Source organism: Massilia sp. MS-15 (genome assembly GCF_020176695.1).
GTDB lineage: Bacteria > Pseudomonadota > Gammaproteobacteria > Burkholderiales > Burkholderiaceae_D > Telluria > Telluria hydrophila.
This window is the reverse complement of record NZ_JAIWIA010000028.1, coordinates 1-16,182: the sequence shown is the minus strand read 5'-3', so window position 1 is coordinate 16,182 and position 16,182 is coordinate 1. Positions and strand designations below refer to the sequence as shown.

The 16,182-nt window shown below is 66.3% G+C and carries 11 protein-coding genes, 1 tRNA gene and 1 pseudogene; 6 read left to right on the top strand and 7 right to left on the bottom strand.

What is annotated here, in order from left to right; all coding sequences use genetic code 11:
• Positions 1-71 precede the first annotated feature (71 nt).
• The 5 genes from LCI23_RS12035 to LCI23_RS12015 all read left to right on the top strand — a co-directional run bounded on the left by LCI23_RS12035 (position 72) and on the right by LCI23_RS12015 (position 6,975).
• Complete coding sequence (locus LCI23_RS12035) at positions 72-2,384, top strand: NADP-dependent malic enzyme (RefSeq protein WP_307727726.1); 2,313 nt, start codon at positions 72-74, stop codon at positions 2,382-2,384.
• Positions 2,385-2,668: 284 nt separating this feature from the next.
• Entirely contained in the window at positions 2,669-3,712 is a 1,044-nt protein-coding gene (gmd, locus tag LCI23_RS12030; RefSeq protein ID WP_224946704.1) for a GDP-mannose 4,6-dehydratase, read from the top strand.
• Positions 3,713-3,724: 12 nt separating this feature from the next.
• Positions 3,725-4,657 (top strand): GDP-mannose 4,6-dehydratase, encoded by a 933-nt coding sequence (locus LCI23_RS12025; RefSeq protein ID WP_224946752.1) that lies wholly within the window; start codon positions 3,725-3,727, stop codon positions 4,655-4,657.
• A 35-nt stretch (positions 4,658-4,692) separates the two neighbouring features.
• The gene (locus LCI23_RS12020; protein WP_224946703.1) at positions 4,693-5,796 is read left to right on the top strand and encodes a glycosyltransferase family 1 protein; all 1,104 of its coding nucleotides are present in this window, start codon (positions 4,693-4,695) and stop codon (positions 5,794-5,796) included.
• A gap of 9 nt (positions 5,797-5,805) precedes the next feature.
• The gene (locus LCI23_RS12015) at positions 5,806-6,975 is read left to right on the top strand and encodes a glycosyltransferase family 4 protein (RefSeq protein ID WP_224946702.1); all 1,170 of its coding nucleotides are present in this window, start codon (positions 5,806-5,808) and stop codon (positions 6,973-6,975) included.
• A gap of 12 nt (positions 6,976-6,987) precedes the next feature.
• Here the strand turns inward: LCI23_RS12015 and LCI23_RS12010 are convergent, their stop codons facing one another.
• Together LCI23_RS12010 and LCI23_RS12005 are read right to left on the bottom strand one after the other, a co-directional pair.
• Positions 6,988-7,980 carry an HD-GYP domain-containing protein gene (locus LCI23_RS12010; protein ID WP_224946701.1) on the bottom strand — a complete coding sequence of 331 codons (993 nt, stop codon included), beginning with the start codon at positions 7,978-7,980 and terminating at the stop codon, positions 6,988-6,990.
• Complete coding sequence (locus LCI23_RS12005) at positions 7,977-11,336, bottom strand: MHYT domain-containing protein (RefSeq protein ID WP_224946700.1); 3,360 nt, start codon at positions 11,334-11,336, stop codon at positions 7,977-7,979. The genes LCI23_RS12010 and LCI23_RS12005 overlap by 4 nt, the downstream gene beginning before the upstream one ends.
• Positions 11,337-11,570: 234 nt before the next feature.
• On the opposite strand from LCI23_RS12005, the gene LCI23_RS12000 reads away from it, so the two are divergent.
• Positions 11,571-12,335 carry an ABC transporter substrate-binding protein gene (locus LCI23_RS12000; RefSeq protein ID WP_224946699.1) on the top strand — a complete coding sequence of 255 codons (765 nt, stop codon included), beginning with the start codon at positions 11,571-11,573 and terminating at the stop codon, positions 12,333-12,335.
• A gap of 254 nt (positions 12,336-12,589) precedes the next feature.
• Here the strand turns inward: LCI23_RS12000 and LCI23_RS11995 are convergent.
• The 5 genes and pseudogenes from LCI23_RS11995 to rho form a co-directional block, all read right to left on the bottom strand.
• A tRNA-Leu gene (locus tag LCI23_RS11995) sits at positions 12,590-12,674 on the bottom strand.
• Positions 12,675-12,764: 90 nt separating this feature from the next.
• Positions 12,765-13,232: a DUF4055 domain-containing protein gene (locus LCI23_RS11990; protein WP_224946698.1), complete on the bottom strand. Its 468-nt coding sequence runs from the start codon at positions 13,230-13,232 to the stop codon at positions 12,765-12,767.
• A 223-nt stretch (positions 13,233-13,455) separates the two neighbouring features.
• On the bottom strand, positions 13,456-15,177 hold the full coding sequence (locus LCI23_RS11985; RefSeq protein ID WP_224946751.1) for a glycosyltransferase family 39 protein: 1,722 nt from the start codon (positions 15,175-15,177) through the stop codon (positions 13,456-13,458).
• Between the two features lie 123 nt (positions 15,178-15,300).
• Positions 15,301-15,570, bottom strand: coding sequence for a type B 50S ribosomal protein L31 (locus LCI23_RS11980; protein ID WP_036213036.1), 270 nt, complete (start codon positions 15,568-15,570; stop codon positions 15,301-15,303).
• A gap of 209 nt (positions 15,571-15,779) precedes the next feature.
• A pseudogene (rho, locus tag LCI23_RS11975) lies at positions 15,780-16,182 on the bottom strand (transcription termination factor Rho); the annotation flags it as partial.

The following is a 16,182-nucleotide window of genomic DNA, read 5'->3' as shown; positions in this document are numbered from 1 at the left end:
ACGTAGCCTTTGTCAACTGCCGGTCTGATAAAATTGGAGGTTCCCCTCTAGTTTCAGGAAGGCTGCCAGGCATGGACTCGTCATCGGACAAGAAAGAAGAATTGCGTCAACAACTGCGTGCTGCAGCACTCGAATACCACCAGATTCCCCGTCCCGGCAAGATCAGCGTGACCCCGACCAAGGGCCTGCTGAACCAGCGCGACCTGGCGCTGGCGTATTCACCGGGCGTGGCCGCGCCTTGCGAGGAAATCGTCAAGGATCCGGCCAATTCGTACAAGTACACCGCGCGCGGCAACCTGGTTGCCGTGATCTCGAACGGCACCGCCGTGCTCGGCCTGGGCAACATCGGCCCGCTGGCCTCGAAGCCGGTGATGGAAGGCAAGGGCGTGCTGTTCAAGAAGTTCGCCGCGATCGACGTGTTCGACATCGAGGTCAACGAGAACGACCCGGACAAGCTGGTCGACATCATCGCCTCGCTGGAGCCTACTTTCGGGGGCATCAACCTCGAGGACATCAAGGCGCCCGAGTGCTTCTACATCGAGCGCAAGCTGCGCGAGCGCATGAAGATCCCGGTCTTCCACGACGACCAGCATGGCACCGCCATCATCGTCGGCGCCGCCATCCTGAACGGCCTGAAGGTGGTCGGCAAGGATATCAAGCACTGCAAGCTGGTCGTCTCCGGCGCCGGCGCCGCGGCGCTGGCCTGCCTCGACCTGATCGTCGACCTCGGCTTCCCACTCGAGAACATCTTTGTCACCGACCTGGCCGGCGTGGTCTACAAGGGCCGCACCGAACTGATGGACGAGGACAAGGAACGCTTCGCCCAGGATACCGAGCACCGCTCGCTGCGCGAGGTGATTCCCGGCGCCGACATCTTCCTCGGCCTGTCGGCCGGTGGCGTCCTGAAGCAGGACATGGTGGCGCAGATGGCGCCCAATCCGCTGATCCTGGCGCTGGCCAACCCGAATCCGGAGATCCTGCCCGAGGATGTGAAGGCAGTGCGCAGCGACGCCATCATCGCCACCGGCCGTTCGGACTATCCGAACCAGGTCAACAACGTGCTGTGCTTCCCCTACATGTTCCGCGGCGCGCTGGACTGCGGCGCCACCACCATCACGCGCGAGATGGAAATCGCGGTGGTGCATGCGATCGCCGACCTGGCGCACGCCGAGCAGTCGGACATCGTCGCCTCGGCCTACGGCATCAATAACCTGTCGTTCGGCCCGGAATACCTGATCCCGATGCCGTTCGACCCGCGCCTGCTGACCCACATCGCCCCGGCGGTGGCCAAGGCGGCCCAGGACGGCGGCGTCGCCACCCGTCCGATCGCGGACCTGGCCGCCTATGCCGAGAGCCTGCAGCAGTTCGTGTACCGCAGCGGCACCTTCATGAAGCCGCTGTTCTCGGTGGCCAAGGCCGCCCCGCTGGAAGCCAAGCGCATCGTCTACGCCGAGGGCGAGGACGAGCGCGTGCTGCGCGCGGTGCAGGTGGTGGTCGACGAGAAGCTGGCGCGCCCGATCCTGGTCGGCCGCCCGGCGGTGCTGGAGAAGCGCATCGAGAAGTTCGGCCTGCGCCTGAAGCTGGGCCAGAACGTGGACGTGATCAACCCGGACTACGACGAGCGCTACCGCGACTACTGGCAGACCTACTACGAGATGGCCAAGCGCAAGGGCGTGACCGTCGACCTGGCCAAGATCGAGATGCGCCGCCGCCATACCCTGATCGGCGCCATGATGGTCCACAAGGGCGATGCCGATGGCCTGATCTGCGGCACCTACGGCACCACCTGGATGCACCTGCACTACATCGACCAGGTGCTGGGCAAGCGCGCCGGCACCAATGTTTACGCGGCGATGAACTTCCTGATCACCCCGGACCGCCAGCTGGCCATCGTCGACACCCACGTCAACGAGAACCCGAATGCCGAGGAGCTGGCCGAGATCACCGTCATGGCGGCCGAGGAGATGGAACGCTTCGGCATGCAGCCGCGCGCGGCCCTGCTGTCGCACTCGAACTTCGGTACCGCCAACAGCGCCTCGGCCCAGAAGATGCGCGCGGTCCTGCCGCTGGTGCAGCAGGCCAAGCCAAACCTGGAAATCGACGGCGAAATGCACGGCGACACCGCGATCGAAGCCAAGGTGCGCGCCAAGATCATGCCGAACTCCAGCCTGAGCGGCGATGCCAACCTGCTGGTGATGCCGAACATCGACGCCGCCAACATCTCCTACAACCTGGTCAAGAGCGCGGCTGGCAACGGCATCGCGATCGGCCCGGTGCTGCTGGGCTGTGCGCGTCCGGTGCACATCCTGACGCCATCGTCGACGGTGCGCCGCATCGTCAATATGACCGCGCTATGCGTGGTGGATGCGGTATCGCAGCGTTAAGCACGTCACAGTTGATGTTGTAAAACCTGCGCCTGATGCGGCTAATTGAGCTGCATCAGGCGTGTTTGTCTCCAAATTTCGATGTTTGTCATCGCGCAAATACAACGGTAACAAACCGTAAGCAAGCGACGTTTGGGGGTGTTTTCAGGGCATAATGTACGACTAATTGTTGCTCTTTTTACATTTTTTTCCGTTGTGCAAGAGTCATCGGCACGTCCTCTCTGATACAATCCCGGCTGCCCTGCGTCTGGCTGCCCGCGAGACCATCTTCTAGAACCAAGAACATGCTTACAACAAAGAGAGCCCTGATCACCGGCATTACCGGCCAGGACGGCGCCTATCTGGCCCAGATCCTGCTGGAAAAAGGCTACCATGTGACAGGCACCTTCCGCCGCTCCAGCTCGGTCAACTTCTGGCGCATCGAAGAACTCGGCATCGAGAAGCACCCGAACCTGGCGCTGGTCGAATACGACCTGACCGACCTGTCCTCGAGCATCCGCCTGGTCGAGAGCAGCCGTCCGGACGAGGTCTACAACCTGGCCGCGCAAAGCTTCGTCGGCGTCTCTTTCGAGCAGCCGGTCACCACCGCCTCGATCACCGGCCTGGGCGCCGTCCACCTGCTCGAGGCGATCCGCATCATCAACCCGAAGATCCGCTTCTACCAGGCGTCGACCTCGGAGATGTTCGGCAAGGTGCAGGCCATCCCGCAGGTCGAGGACACCCCGTTCTACCCGCGCAGCCCGTACGGCGTGGCCAAGCTGTATGCGCACTGGATGACGGTGAACTACCGCGAGTCGTATGGCATCTTCGGCTCCTCGGGCATCCTGTTCAACCACGAGTCGCCGCTGCGCGGCCGCGAGTTCGTCACCCGCAAGATCACCGACTCGGTGGCCAAGATCGTCCAGAACAAGCTCGACGTACTCGAACTGGGCAACCTCGACGCCAAGCGCGACTGGGGCTATGCCAAGGAATACGTCGAAGGCATGTGGCGCATCCTGCAGGCCGACGAACCGGATACCTTCGTGCTGGCCACCAACCGTACCGAGACGGTGCGCGACTTCGTCAGCATGGCATTCAAGGGTGCCGGCGTCGCGATCGAATTCTCCGGCGAGGGCGAGAACGAAGTCGGTCACTGCGCCCGCACCGGCAAGGCCCTGGTGCGCGTCTCGCCCAAGTTCTACCGTCCGGCCGAAGTCGACCTCCTGATCGGCGACCCCGCCAAGGCCAGGCGCGTGCTCGGCTGGGAGCCGAAGACCACGCTCGAGGAACTGTGCCAGATGATGGTCGACGCCGACCTGCGCCGCAACGACATCGGCTTCTCGTTCTAGATCATGGCAGGCATGGCCACGGACGGCACCCTGGCGGGCAAGGGCGGGCGCGAAGGAGAAGGGCGCCGCGCGCTTGTCACCGGCCTGCGCGGCTTTACCGGCCACTACATGGCGCAGGAACTGCAAGCCGCCGGCTACCGCGTGTACGGCATGGCCATGCCGGGCGAGGAGCTGGGGCCGGACGTCTACGCGGTCGACCTGTGCGACCGCGAAGCCGTGGCGCGCGTGGTCGACGAAATCCAGCCCGACGTGGTTGCCCACCTGGCCGGCATCGCCTTCGTGGCCCATTCCAACGCCGAACTGATCTACCGCGTGAACGTGGTCGGCACGCGCAACCTGCTCGAAGCGCTGGACCAGGGCGGGCACCGCCCCACCAGCGTGCTGCTGGCTTCCTCGGCCAATATCTACGGCAATGCCAGCGTGCCCGTGATCGACGAGGCGGTCGCTCCCAGCCCCGCCAACGACTACGCCGTCAGCAAGCTGGCCATGGAGTACATGGCGCGCCTGTGGATGGACCGGCTGCCGATCACCATTGCGCGCCCCTTCAACTATACCGGCGTGGGCCAGGCCGAGAACTTCCTGCTGCCGAAGATCGTCTCGCACTTCCGCCGCCAGGAAGCGCGCATCGAACTGGGCAACCTGGCGATCGCGCGCGACTTCTCCGACGTGCGCATGGTGGTGCGCGCCTACCGGCGCCTGCTGGCCCTGGCGCCCACCGGCGAAGCCTTCAATGTCTGCTCGGGCCATTCGCACTCGCTGGCCTCGGTGATCGACATGATGGGCGAGATTGCCGGCTACCGCATCGAGGTGCAGGTCAATCCGGCCTTCGTGCGCAGCAATGACGTGCTGACCCTGACGGGCAGCAGGCGCAAGCTGATTGACGCCATCGGCCCACTCGACCCGACGCCGCTGTCCGAGACGCTGCGCTGGATGTACCTGGCGTGAGGACCAACGGTCTCACCGTGGGACTCGGAACGACCATGATCGAACCGGGCCTGACCGGCGGCCGCCTCGATGGGATCGGGGTCTACACCCGAGCGCTGCTGCGCCACCTGCCGCGCACCGGCTGCAGTGTGCAGCCGTATTCCTGGCCGCGCATCGGCGCCGCCAGGGGAGCGGACATCAGCATCGGCAAGCCGCTGCCGCAATCCTTCGAGCGCGCCTCGCTGGTCGACCTGGCGATGCCCGCGGCGCACCGGGTCCACATGCCGGCCGACCTGTTCCACGTCACCGACTACCGCATCGTGCGCATGGATTGTCCGGTGGTGGCGACACTGCACGACGCGCTGCCGATCAAGTATCCCGAGTGGTGCAATCCGCGCCTGCGCAGCGTCAAGAACTGGCTGCAGCGCAAGGCCACGGCCAAGGCGGACCACGTGATCGCCCTGTCCCATTTCGCGATCGACGAGCTGGTCGAATGCTTCGGCGTGAAGCGCGAGCGCGTGTCGGTGGTTTATTGCGGGGTGGACGAGGAATGGCTGGAAGCGGCGGACGAGGCGGCCGTAGCGGCGACCCTTGTGGGATATAAACTACATCCCGGCTATTTCCTCACCGTCGGCACGCTGCAGCCGCGCAAGAACGTGGAGCGCCTGCTCGATGCCTGGCTGATGCTGCCCAAGCCGCTGCGCGACGAGCGCGCGCTGGTGATCGTGGGCGCGCGCGGCTGGCGCTGCGAAGCCCTGGTGGCACGGATCGAGACGGTGCGCGGCGTTGGCGAGAACCTGGTCTGGCTCGACCGGGTGACCGAGGCCACGTCCCTGCGCCACCTCTACCTGGGGGCCGGTGTGTTCGCCTTTCCCTCGCTGTACGAGGGCTTTGGCATCCCGGTGGTCGAGGCCTTCGCCTCGCGCGTGCCGGTGGTTGCCTCGAACGCCAGCTCGCTGCCGGAAGTGACCCGCGGCGCGGCGCTCGAGGTCGATCCGCACGACACCGGGGCGCTGGCCGACGCGTTGCGTGTCCTGGCGGGCGACGCCCGCGAACGCGCGCGCTGCATCGCCGCCGGGCGCGCGCGCGCCGAACAACTCACCTGGCACGCCACCGCACGGCAGACCGCCGACGTGTACCGTGCAGTACTTTCGCAGTAAGCTTCCAACATGCGTGTCCTTCACTTCTACAAGACCTACTATCCGGACTCGGTCGGCGGCATCGAACAGGTGATCCGCCAGCTGTGTGTCGGCACGACGCGCCTGGGCGTGAGCAATACCGTGCTGTCGCTGTCGCGCCAGAAGAACCTGGCCCCGATCAGCTTCGACGGCCACACCATCGAGCGGGTGCCGCAGAACTTCGAGATCGCCTCCAACGCCTGTTCCTGGCAGGCGCTGGGCGCACTGGCGCGCCTGGCGCGCGAGGCCGATGTGGTGCACTACCACTTTCCCTGGCCCTTCATGGACCTGGCCCATTTCATGGCGCGCGTGGACAAGCCGACCGTGGTCAGCTACCACTCCGACATCGTGCGCCAGAAGCACTGGCTGCGCCTGTACCAGCCGCTCAAGCACCGCTTCCTCAGCAGCGTGGACGCCATCGTGGCCGCCTCGCCGAACTACCTGGCTTCGTCTCCCGTGCTGGCGCGCTACCGCGACAAGACCCGCGTCATCACCTATGGCCTCGACAAGTCCACCTATCCGGGCGTCGAGCCTTGCCGCCTGGCGCACTGGCGTGCCAGGGTGGGACCGAAGTTCTTTTTGTTCGTGGGCGTGCTGCGCTACTACAAGGGCCTGCACATCCTGCTGGAGGCGGCATGCGGGCTGGACTGCCCGATCGTGATCGTCGGCACCGGGCCGGAAGAGCAGGCGCTGAAGGAGCAGGCCGCGCGCCTGGGCCTGAAGCACGTGCTGTTCACCGGGCCGGTGGACGAGCAGGACAAGGCGGCGCTGCTGGCCCTGTCCCATGCGCTGGTGTTCCCTTCGCACCTGCGCTCGGAAGCCTTCGGCATCTCGCTGCTGGAAGCGGCGATGCACGGCAAGCCGATGATCTCCTGCGAGATCGGCACCGGCACCACCTATGTCAACCGCGACGGCGAGACCGGCCTGGTGACGGCGCCGTCCGACCCGGGCGCGCTGCGCGGCGCCATGCGCCGGCTGTGGGAAGACCAGGAACTGGCGCGCCGCATGGGTGCGCGCGCCGAGCAGCGCTACAACGAGCTGTTTACCTCCGAGCAGATGGCGCTCGACTATGCGGACCTGTACCGCGAGCTGGTCGCGCGCCGCGCCACGGCCGATGCCGGCGAACACGTCAGGCTGGCTGGAGTGCCGCCGGCGCGCTGAGGCAGGAAAGGATCAGTCCTCGGCCCAGCGCTGCTGCACCGTGCGCACGGCCGGCATCTGTTCGATGAACAGGTCGACCAGCTCCGGATCGAAGTGGCGTCCCTTCTGCGCGCGCAGGAAGGCCAGCGCATCTTCCTCGCTCCAGGCCTTCTTGTAGGGGCGCTTCGAGGTCAGCGCATCGTACACGTCGGCGATCGCCACGATGCGCCCGGCCAGCGGGATGTCCTCGCCGCGCAGCCCGCGCGGGTAGCCGCTGCCGTCGTATTTTTCATGGTGGGTCAGCGCGATCTGCGCGGCCAGCGCCAGCATCCCGCCCTCGTGCTGGCCGATGATCTCGGCGCCGATCGTCACGTGGCTCTGCATCACCTTCCATTCGTCCGCATCGAGCGGCCCCGGTTTTTGCAGGATGCGGTCGGGGATGCCGATCTTTCCCACGTCATGCATCGGGGCGGCGTGCAGCAGGTCGTCCGCCTCCAGCTCGGTGAGGCCGGCCGCAATGCCCAGGATGCGCGACATGTGGCTCATGCGGATCACGTGCAGGCCGGTCTCGTTGTCCTTGTATTCAGCCGCCAGGCCGAGGCGCTGGACGATCTCCAGGCGCGTCGCGCGCAGCTCCTCCATGCGTACCAGCGACAGGTGGGTGCGCACCCGCGCACGCACGATCGGCGGGCTGACCGGCTTGGTGATGTAGTCCACGGCACCGGCCTCGAAGCCTTCGAGCTCGTCGGCGGTGTCGGTCAGTGCGGTCACGAAGATCACCGGGATGGCGGCGGTGCCTGGCTCGGCTTTCAGCGCCGCGCACACTTCGTAGCCGGACATCCCCGGCATCATCACGTCCAGCAGCACCAGGTCAGGGCCTTCCTGGCGCGCCAGCTCGAGCGCACGGGCGCCATCCTTGGCGAACAGCAGGCGGTAGTGGTCCTGCAGGATCTGGCGCAGCAGCTGCAGGTTGCTGGCCTCGTCATCGACCGCGAGGATCAGCGGACGGTTGTTCGGTTGGGTCATGCTTGTGCGTCCTGTGTTGCTTGTTCTTGTTCATCCAGGGTGGCCATCACGGCTTCCAGTTGCTCCAGCGCCGAATCGAATTCGAAGTCCCCGATCGCGCGCTGGACCTGGGCCACGCGCGCGGCCGCCGGATGCCCGGCCAGCGCGGCCGCCAGACCGGCCAGCGCGGCGTCGTCGAGGGCGCCGCGGCGCAGGGTCTGCAACAGCACGCCGCCGGCACGGCGCGCGCGCGCCAGGTCGTGGGCGGCGGGCACCGCGGGGGCGGCAGCGGGCGGCGCATCGCCGTCGCGGATCGCGGCCAGCGCCAGCTCCAGCGCCGCGGTGCAGGCTTCGAGCGCGGCGGCGGCGGCGCGTTCATCGGTTGGCACGGCATTGGTGGCCTGTTCCAGCTGCGACAGCGCGTCCGACAGCTGTTCCAGGCCGACGTTCGCCGCCACCCCGCGCACCTTGTGCGCCAGCATGCGCAGCTCGTGGTGGGCGCCGCCGGCCGCGTGCAGGCGCAGGGTAAGGGCCAGTCCGTCGTACTGGCGGCCGAAATGGGCGAGCGCTTCGGCGTACACGTCGGCCTTGTCGGCCCAGCGGTGCAGGCCGGCGCGCCGGTTCAGCACTTCGCGCGCCGGCGCCGGGATGCCGGCCAGGTCCGGATTGGCCTGTTGCTGGTCCAGCCCCAGCACGCGCGCGATCTCGTGCGACAGCGAGAACCAGTCGACCGGCTTGGTGGCGAAGCCGTCCATGCCGACCTCCGCGCTGGCGCGGCGGTGCTCGGCCAGCACGCTGGCGGTCATCGCGATCACCGGCGTGCGGCGGCGGCCGGTGGCCACTTCGTGGGCGCGGATCGCGCGGGTCGCGGACAGGCCGTCCAGCAGCGGCATCTGGAAGTCCATCAGGACCAGGTCGAACTCGGTATGCAAGGCCTGGTCCACCACGGCGGCGCCGTCCGCCACGCCGGTGAGGGTGTGCCCGCGGCGCGCCAGCAGCAGCTGCAGCAGCTCCAGGTTCTGCGGCACGTCGTCGGCCGCCAGCACGCGCAGCGGCGGCAGCACGGCGGCGCTGCGCACGCGCGGTGCCTGCTGGGCGAAGCGTGCCAGCACCAGCGGTAGGCGCACGTGGAAGGTGGTGCCCTTGCCGAGCTCGGACTCGGCCCAGATCCGGCCGCCCATCAGTTCGACCAGCTGCTTGCTGATGGTGGTGCCCAGGCCGGTGCCGCCGAAGCGCCGCGTCATCGAGGCGTCGGCCTGGGTGAAGGGATCGAAGATCGCCTGCAGGCGTTCCGGCGCGATGCCGATGCCGGTGTCGCTGACGGCAATGCACAGCTGGTCGCCCTCGGCACTCACCTCGAGGGCGACCGTGCCCTGCTCGGTGAACTTGATCGCGTTATCGAGCAGGTTGGTCAGCACCTGGCGTACCCGCAGTTCGTCGCCGCGCAAGCCGGTCGGCAGCGCCGGGTTGTAGCGGATGTCGAGGTGCAGGCCCTTGGCGCGCGCGTTCGCGGCCAGGGTCGAGGACAGTTCGTCGATCAGGGACAGCAGGTTGTAGTCGTTCTGCTCGAGCTCCACCGCGCCTTTTTCCAGCTTGGCGGTGTCCAGGATCTCGTTCAGCAGGCGCAGCAGTGAGCGGCCGGCGTTGCGGATGGTGTCCAGGTGGCGCCGCTGCTCCTTGTTCAGATCACCGTCGAGCAGCACGTCGGTGAAGCCCAGGATCGAGTTCATCGGCGTGCGGATCTCGTGGCTCATGTTGGCAACGAAGGTGGCGCGCGCGGCCGCGGCCTGCTCGGCCTTGTCCTTCGCCTCGCGCAGCGCATCCTCCATCTCGCGGCGCTCGGTGATGTCGAGGATCACCCCGTCCAGCCAGGCCACCTGGCCTGCCTCGTCGCGTACGCCGCTGCCGTTTTCCCACAGCCAGCGGATGCTGCCGTCCGCATGCAGCAGGCGGTATTCCACCAGGTAGGGGCGGTCTTCGCGCAGCGACGCTTCCAGTTCGGCGTTGACGCGCAGCCGGTCGGCCACATGGATCATGGTGCCGTACAGGCGGCGCGGCTGGCGGCCGACGAAGTCGGCCGCCGGATAGCCGGTGACGCGCTCGACCGCGTCGCTGATGAACACCATCGGCCAGTCGCCTTCGAGGGTACAGCGGAAGGAGATGCCTGGAATGTTGGCGATCAGGGAACGGAACTGGGCTTCGCTCGCGTGCAGTGCTTGCATGATGGCGCGCCGCTCGCTGATGTCGGTAATGAAGCAGACGAACAGGTCCTGCTGGTCGAGGCGCGCGTGGCCGATCGCGCGCCGGATCGGCACCAGGCTGCCGTCCTTGCGCTTGCCCATGATCTCGCTGCTGCCGGAGACGGCCGCGGTGTAGCCGTCGCGCGCGATGCCCAGCAGCCCTTCGCGCGAGGCGCCGTCGTCGTCGGCGATCAGCAGGCTGGCATTGTGGCCGACGATTTCCGCGCGCTGCCAGCCGAAGATGCGCTCGGCCGATGCATTGAATTCGGTGACGGTGCCGTCGCGCGCGATGGTGATCACGCCGTCCACCGTGGTGGTGAGCAGCGCGCGCATCCAGGCTTCGCTGCGGCGCAGTTCCAGGAACATCTGGCGGTAGCGCAGCAGGCCATTGGCGGCCACCACCAGGCCGGTAAAGACCACCGTGATCAGCGCCACCGCGAGCGCCAGGAAGGAACTGCTGTCGGTATCCAGGCTGGCCGCCCCGGCCGGCGCGACCCGGCCGACGAAGCGGGCGGCCGCCATGCCGGTGTAGTGCATGCCGGCGATGGCGCAGCCCATCACCACGGCCGCCAGCAGCAGCCGGCGCGATTCGCTCAGCGACTTGAAGCGCGACAGGCGGTAGCGCACCCCGAGCGCCAGCGTGGCCAGCACCACGGCCACCACAATCGAGAGCGCGAACATGGCGGGGTCGTAGCGCAGCTGCAGCTGCATCTGCATCCCGGCCATGCCGGCGTAATGCATGGCGCCGATGCCGGCGCCGACCAGCACTCCGCCCACCAAGAGACCGGCCGGACCGAGGCGCCGGCGCGAGATCAGCGACAGCGCCACCGCCGAGGCGCCGATGCTGGGCACGGCCGACAGCAGGGTGGCCAAGGGATCGTAGTCGACCGGCGTGCATAGCGTGAAGGCGAGCATGCCGATGAAATGCATGGCCCAGACGCCGGCGCCGAGCGCCAGGCTGCCGCTGGCCAGCACAATCGCGCGGTGGCCGCGGCTGGCCGCGGCCTGGCCCGCGATCTGCAGGCCCATCCAGGAAGAAAAGATGGCGATCAGGACCGACAGCAGCACGAAACGCGGCTCGTACACGCCATAGGTCAGCAGCGACGGGTCGTCCGGGATCGAGAATAGTTGCAGCATGGGCGGCTTGGCGGTAGGCGGGCAGAGAAGCGGGCAGAATCGGCGCCCAGAAAGGTCTTAGCAGTATCGCATTTTCATGGTGGAAAGTCTTGTTGATCGGCAGAATCGTCAAAACCCGGTGCGCATACTGTCGCGCATTCGCCACCGTTTCCGACATGCATTGCCCGACAATTCACGCTCCTGCTATGCTGCATTGACGATTAAGAAACCGGCGTTTCTGTACAGGCCCTCATCTTGCTCATTCCTTCTGTCGCGATCGCAGTCGCCGCCTTCGGCGGCATGGCCGGCACCGCCATCGGCGCGGTAGCGGATAGCAAGCCGCGTCTCTACATCACGACCGAAACCTCGGCGCCGTCGAGCATGCTGGATGGCAAGCGGGTAACTGGCATCGCAACCGACAAGGTGCGTGAAGCCATGCAACGTGCCGGCATCGACTACACGATCGAATTACTGCCCTGGAAACGGGCCTTCCTCGCCGCCCGGCAGCGTCCCGACGCCTGCGTCTACTCGACTTCGCGCACGCCGGAGCGCGAGGGCCAGTTCAAGTGGGTGGGACCGACCGATGTCGGACAATGGGTCCTGATGGCGCGTGCCGACAGGGATCTGAAACTGAACAGCCTGGAAGACGCCAGGGGCTTGCGCATTGGTACCTACAATGGCGATGCGCGCGACGCCTACCTGCGCGCGCGCGGCTTCCATGTCGATGCCGCCAACGAAGACCTGGCCAATGCGGGCAAGCTTCTGCTCGACCGTATCGACCTGTGGGCGGCCAGCCTGCGCAGCGGCAGCACCATCCTCAAGCGCTATGGCTACGACAAGAAGATCGTGCAAGTACTGGTCTTCAACCGCGTCGAACTCTACCTGGCCTGCAACCGGGCCGTGCCCGACGTGCTGGTCCAGCGCCTGAACACGGCCTTCGACGCGATCGCGCGTGACGGCACCGGGCGCCGTATCGAGCGCAGCTACGAAACCTGGGGCAAACCGCTGCGGCAACCGTGAGCGCAGGACGCAGCGCCGGAGTGTAAGTTTTTCCGACGACTACATGGATAGGCAAGCTGGCAAGTTGGGCGGCACGCGGGGCGTGCTTGCAGGAGCGAGGTTGCGGCAGCTCGCCCGAATGCCCAATAACTTGCACGAATTGCATGTAAGAAATATCGACAGCAGGCAAGGCTGCCCCGGACAAGGGCGCAAAACAAAAAACCCGCACTCGTTGGCAGAGAAGCGGGTTCAGGTCACAGCTTGCGATACTCGGGTGGTGCCTCCGGCCGGAATCGAACCGGCACGCCTTTCGGCGCTTGATTTTGAGTCAAGTGCGTCTACCAATTCCGCCACAGAGGCCCAATCGCAGGCGCGCATCTTAACACAAGGCTCGCGCGGCTGACCAGTAGCGGAAAGTGCGCCTCGGCAGACGCCTCTGCAGCCACCGCCTCAGCATCCGATCCGCTGCTGCAGCAGGCGCAGGCTGCCCACCGGGCCGACCACCTGCAGGGTATGCGGCTTGACCGCGACTTCGATCGCGCCTTCGCGTCCGCTGAGCCAGGGTTGTGGACGGAAATAGCTGATGCGCTCGGGATCGGATGCGGTGCGGTGGTAGCCGAGCGAAACCAGGGCATCGTCGAGCGCGCCCAGCATGTGCTCGGCATTGACGCGGGTGCGCATCTCGAAACGGCCCGGGCTCATCATCGCCACCGGCATCAGGCCCCCGGCCAGTGCCGGCAGCACGATGAAATGCAGTGGCGTTTCCGGGGCGATGGCGTGCAGCGCCAGCATCAGCAGCGGCAGGCCCAGTGCGAGGGTCAGGGCCCAGGGAAACAACTGGCGCCAGGTGGCGGCGCGGCGCAGGAAGAAAGGCCGTTCACGGATCCTGACGATTTCCGAAAAAATAACGCTTTGCATGGTGTCTCCTCGCAGCCTTGCATGATCGGCCATTCAATGTCGGCCAGTTTTCATTTTGATAACCGGCCTATTGGAATGCTTGAGTCCAATCAAACTTCGCTTCTTGCGAGCTTAGATTGTCACATCGGGCCGGCGTGCCGCGCACGGAAGAAAAAATATGCACGAACCGTGCCAGCAGACCGCCGGCAGTGCGAACGGCATCCAGAAGGTACTCGGCAGGAGCTCAGCGGGTACGGCGGAACAGGCGGAAGCGCTCGTCGCGGTCGGCGGCGCGGCGGCCTTCCCACAGGGCGGAACTGCCGCGCACGCCGTAGCGGCGGGCCAGGTCGCGGTCGTCGCGGCTCTTGAGGCTGTCCTGTATCAGCAGGTAGCGGCACTCGCCGCCCCCCAGGGGTGCGAAGGGGAGGCGGCCGAAATAGGCCAGCGAAGCGCGCTGGGCGGGTCCGACGTTGGTCTCGATGCAGTCGGCGTCGTGCGGCAGGCGGGCGGCCAACTGCTGGGCCACGCCGGCATAGCTCTTGCTGTAGTTGAGGTCGGGCAGGAACAGGGTCATCAGGAGCACCCACAGCAGGATCAGGCCGCTCGAGGACAGCACCACGGCGCGCCACAGTACCGAAGGCTGGCGCGACAGGCGCCAGTGGACCAGCATGATCCAGCCGATGCTGGTGGCGGCCGCCACCAGGAAGGCAAGCACGCCGACTTCGGGCTTGAAGCCGGGCACCAGCTTGAGCGCATTCTTGGCCAGCTGGGCCGGCCAGCCGGTGAGCTTGGCGATCCAGAACAGCCAGACCAGGGCGCCCAGGATGGTCAGTACCATCACCGAGAACCAGTCGATCGCGTTGATGGCGCCGCGCTTCATGGTGGGCAGGCCGAAGGCGGCCATTAGCGCCAGTGGCGCCAGCATCTTCAGGAAGTCGGCATTTTCCAGCGCCGGATCGCACAGCAGCAGCAGGGTGAGGGCGATGAAGAACATCACCGGCATCACGATGTGCAGCAGGTGCTGCTGGCGGCGCCAGGCCCAGATTGCCCAGGCGGCGAAGGGCCAGGCCGGCCAGAAGAACCAGACGCCGGTGCGGAAGAAGTTCTTCAGCGACGCCAGGGTCGGCAGGCCGACCTGGCCCGCGTTCCAGTCCAGCCAGGGGCCGACCGGCGACAGGCCGTGCGGTCGCAGCAGTCCGGCAGGCAGCAGCCAGACCAGGGTGATAAGAAATCCGACACCGGTGGCGACCGCCAGGTGGCGCAGGGTGTCGGTCGTGGCCAGCTTCAGGTAGCGGGTGCAGGCATACAGCGCCAGCACCAGAACCGCCGGCGCCAGGACGCCGCGGGTGAGTGCCAGCCCGCCCAGTGACAGGCCGACCAGCACGGCATTGCGGACCGACGCGGTTTCCACGTAGCGCACCGCGCGGTACAGGGAATAGGCCAGCAGGGCGCCCTGCAGGGTCGCGGCCAGCGTCAGGTGGCTCTGCACCAAGAGGCCCAGGCAGCCGAGGTAGATCAGGACCGCGGTATCGCCCAGCGTGCGGCCATAGTCATCGGGCTCGGGCTGGCCGCCAAAGGCCAGGCGCAGCGGCTGCGCCTCGGCGCGCCGGCCCAGGTGGAAGGCGGTGTACCACAGCGACATGGCGCCGGTCACGAAAATACCGATGGTCGACACGCGCGCGGCCAGCACGTCGCCAAGGATCCAGCCGAACAGCTTGATGCAGATGGCGCCCAGCCAGAAGGCGAGCGGACCCTCCTCGCTGGCAGCCAGGCCGGCGATGTTCGGATACAGCCAGTCGTCCAGGCCGCCGTGCGCCATGGTCCACATGATGCCGAAGCTGCCGGCGTCTTCCTTCCACGGGTCGCGGCCGATCAGGCCCGGCAGGATGTACAGCATGCCCAGCGCGAGCAGGGCCCATCGAGGCAGTGCCAGGGTGGCGGCGGCGGGAAGGCGGACGGGTTTCATCATTCAGCGGAGCGGAAGAACAGGCGCGTAGTATAGCCGCGAAAAAAAAAGAAGCCGGAGAACCGGCTTCTTTTCTGGCAACTCCGGCTGCTGTCAGCCGGAAGCTTGCATGGTGCCCGGCAATTAGCCGTTGGCGACGGCGGTCTTCGAACCGACCGAACCGAACTTCTGGCGGAACTTCTCGACGCGGCCAGCGGTGTCGACGATCTTGTGCTTGCCGGTGTAGAACGGGTGCGATTCAGCCGAGACTTCGATCTTGACCAGCGGGTATTCCTTACCTTCGTAGGTAGCGGTTTCGCGGGTGTTGATGGTCGAACGGGTGATGAACTTGAAGTCGCAGGACACGTCGTGGAACAGGACTTCGCGGTAATCCGGATGGGTATCGGTCTTCATGATGATGCTTTCTCTATGGTTGGTAGCCAATCGGCACTTCGTCGGTCGTCTTGCTTCTTGACCCGATTGCCGGTCACTTGCCAGGGTTGGACTGAACCGGAGATTATAAAGGGCTTTGGGATGGGTGGCAACCGGGTGTGGCGCAGCCCCGGCAGCAATGAAAAAGGCGGCCCGCAGGCCGCCCATTCGCGCGATTGCAGCGTCGGCGATCAGCCGCCGCGGCGCATCATGTCGAAGAACTCGACATTGTTTTTCGTCGCGCGCATCTTGTCGAGGATGAACTCCATCGCCTCGATCTCGTCCATCGAGTACAAGAGCTTCCTCAGGATCCAGATCTTCTGCAGCTGGTCCGGCTTGATGAGCAGCTCTTCGCGGCGGGTGCCCGACTTGTTCAGGTTGATGGCCGGGTAGACGCGCTTCTCGGCCAGGCGGCGCTCGAGGTGCACTTCCATGTTGCCGGTGCCCTTGAATTCCTCGTAGATCACGTCGTCCATGCGCGAGCCGGTCTCGATCAGGGCGGTCGCGACGATGGTCAGCGAGCCGCCTTCTTCGACGTTACGTGCGGCGCCGAAGAAGCGCTTCGGACGCTGCAGGGCGTTGGCGTCGACACCG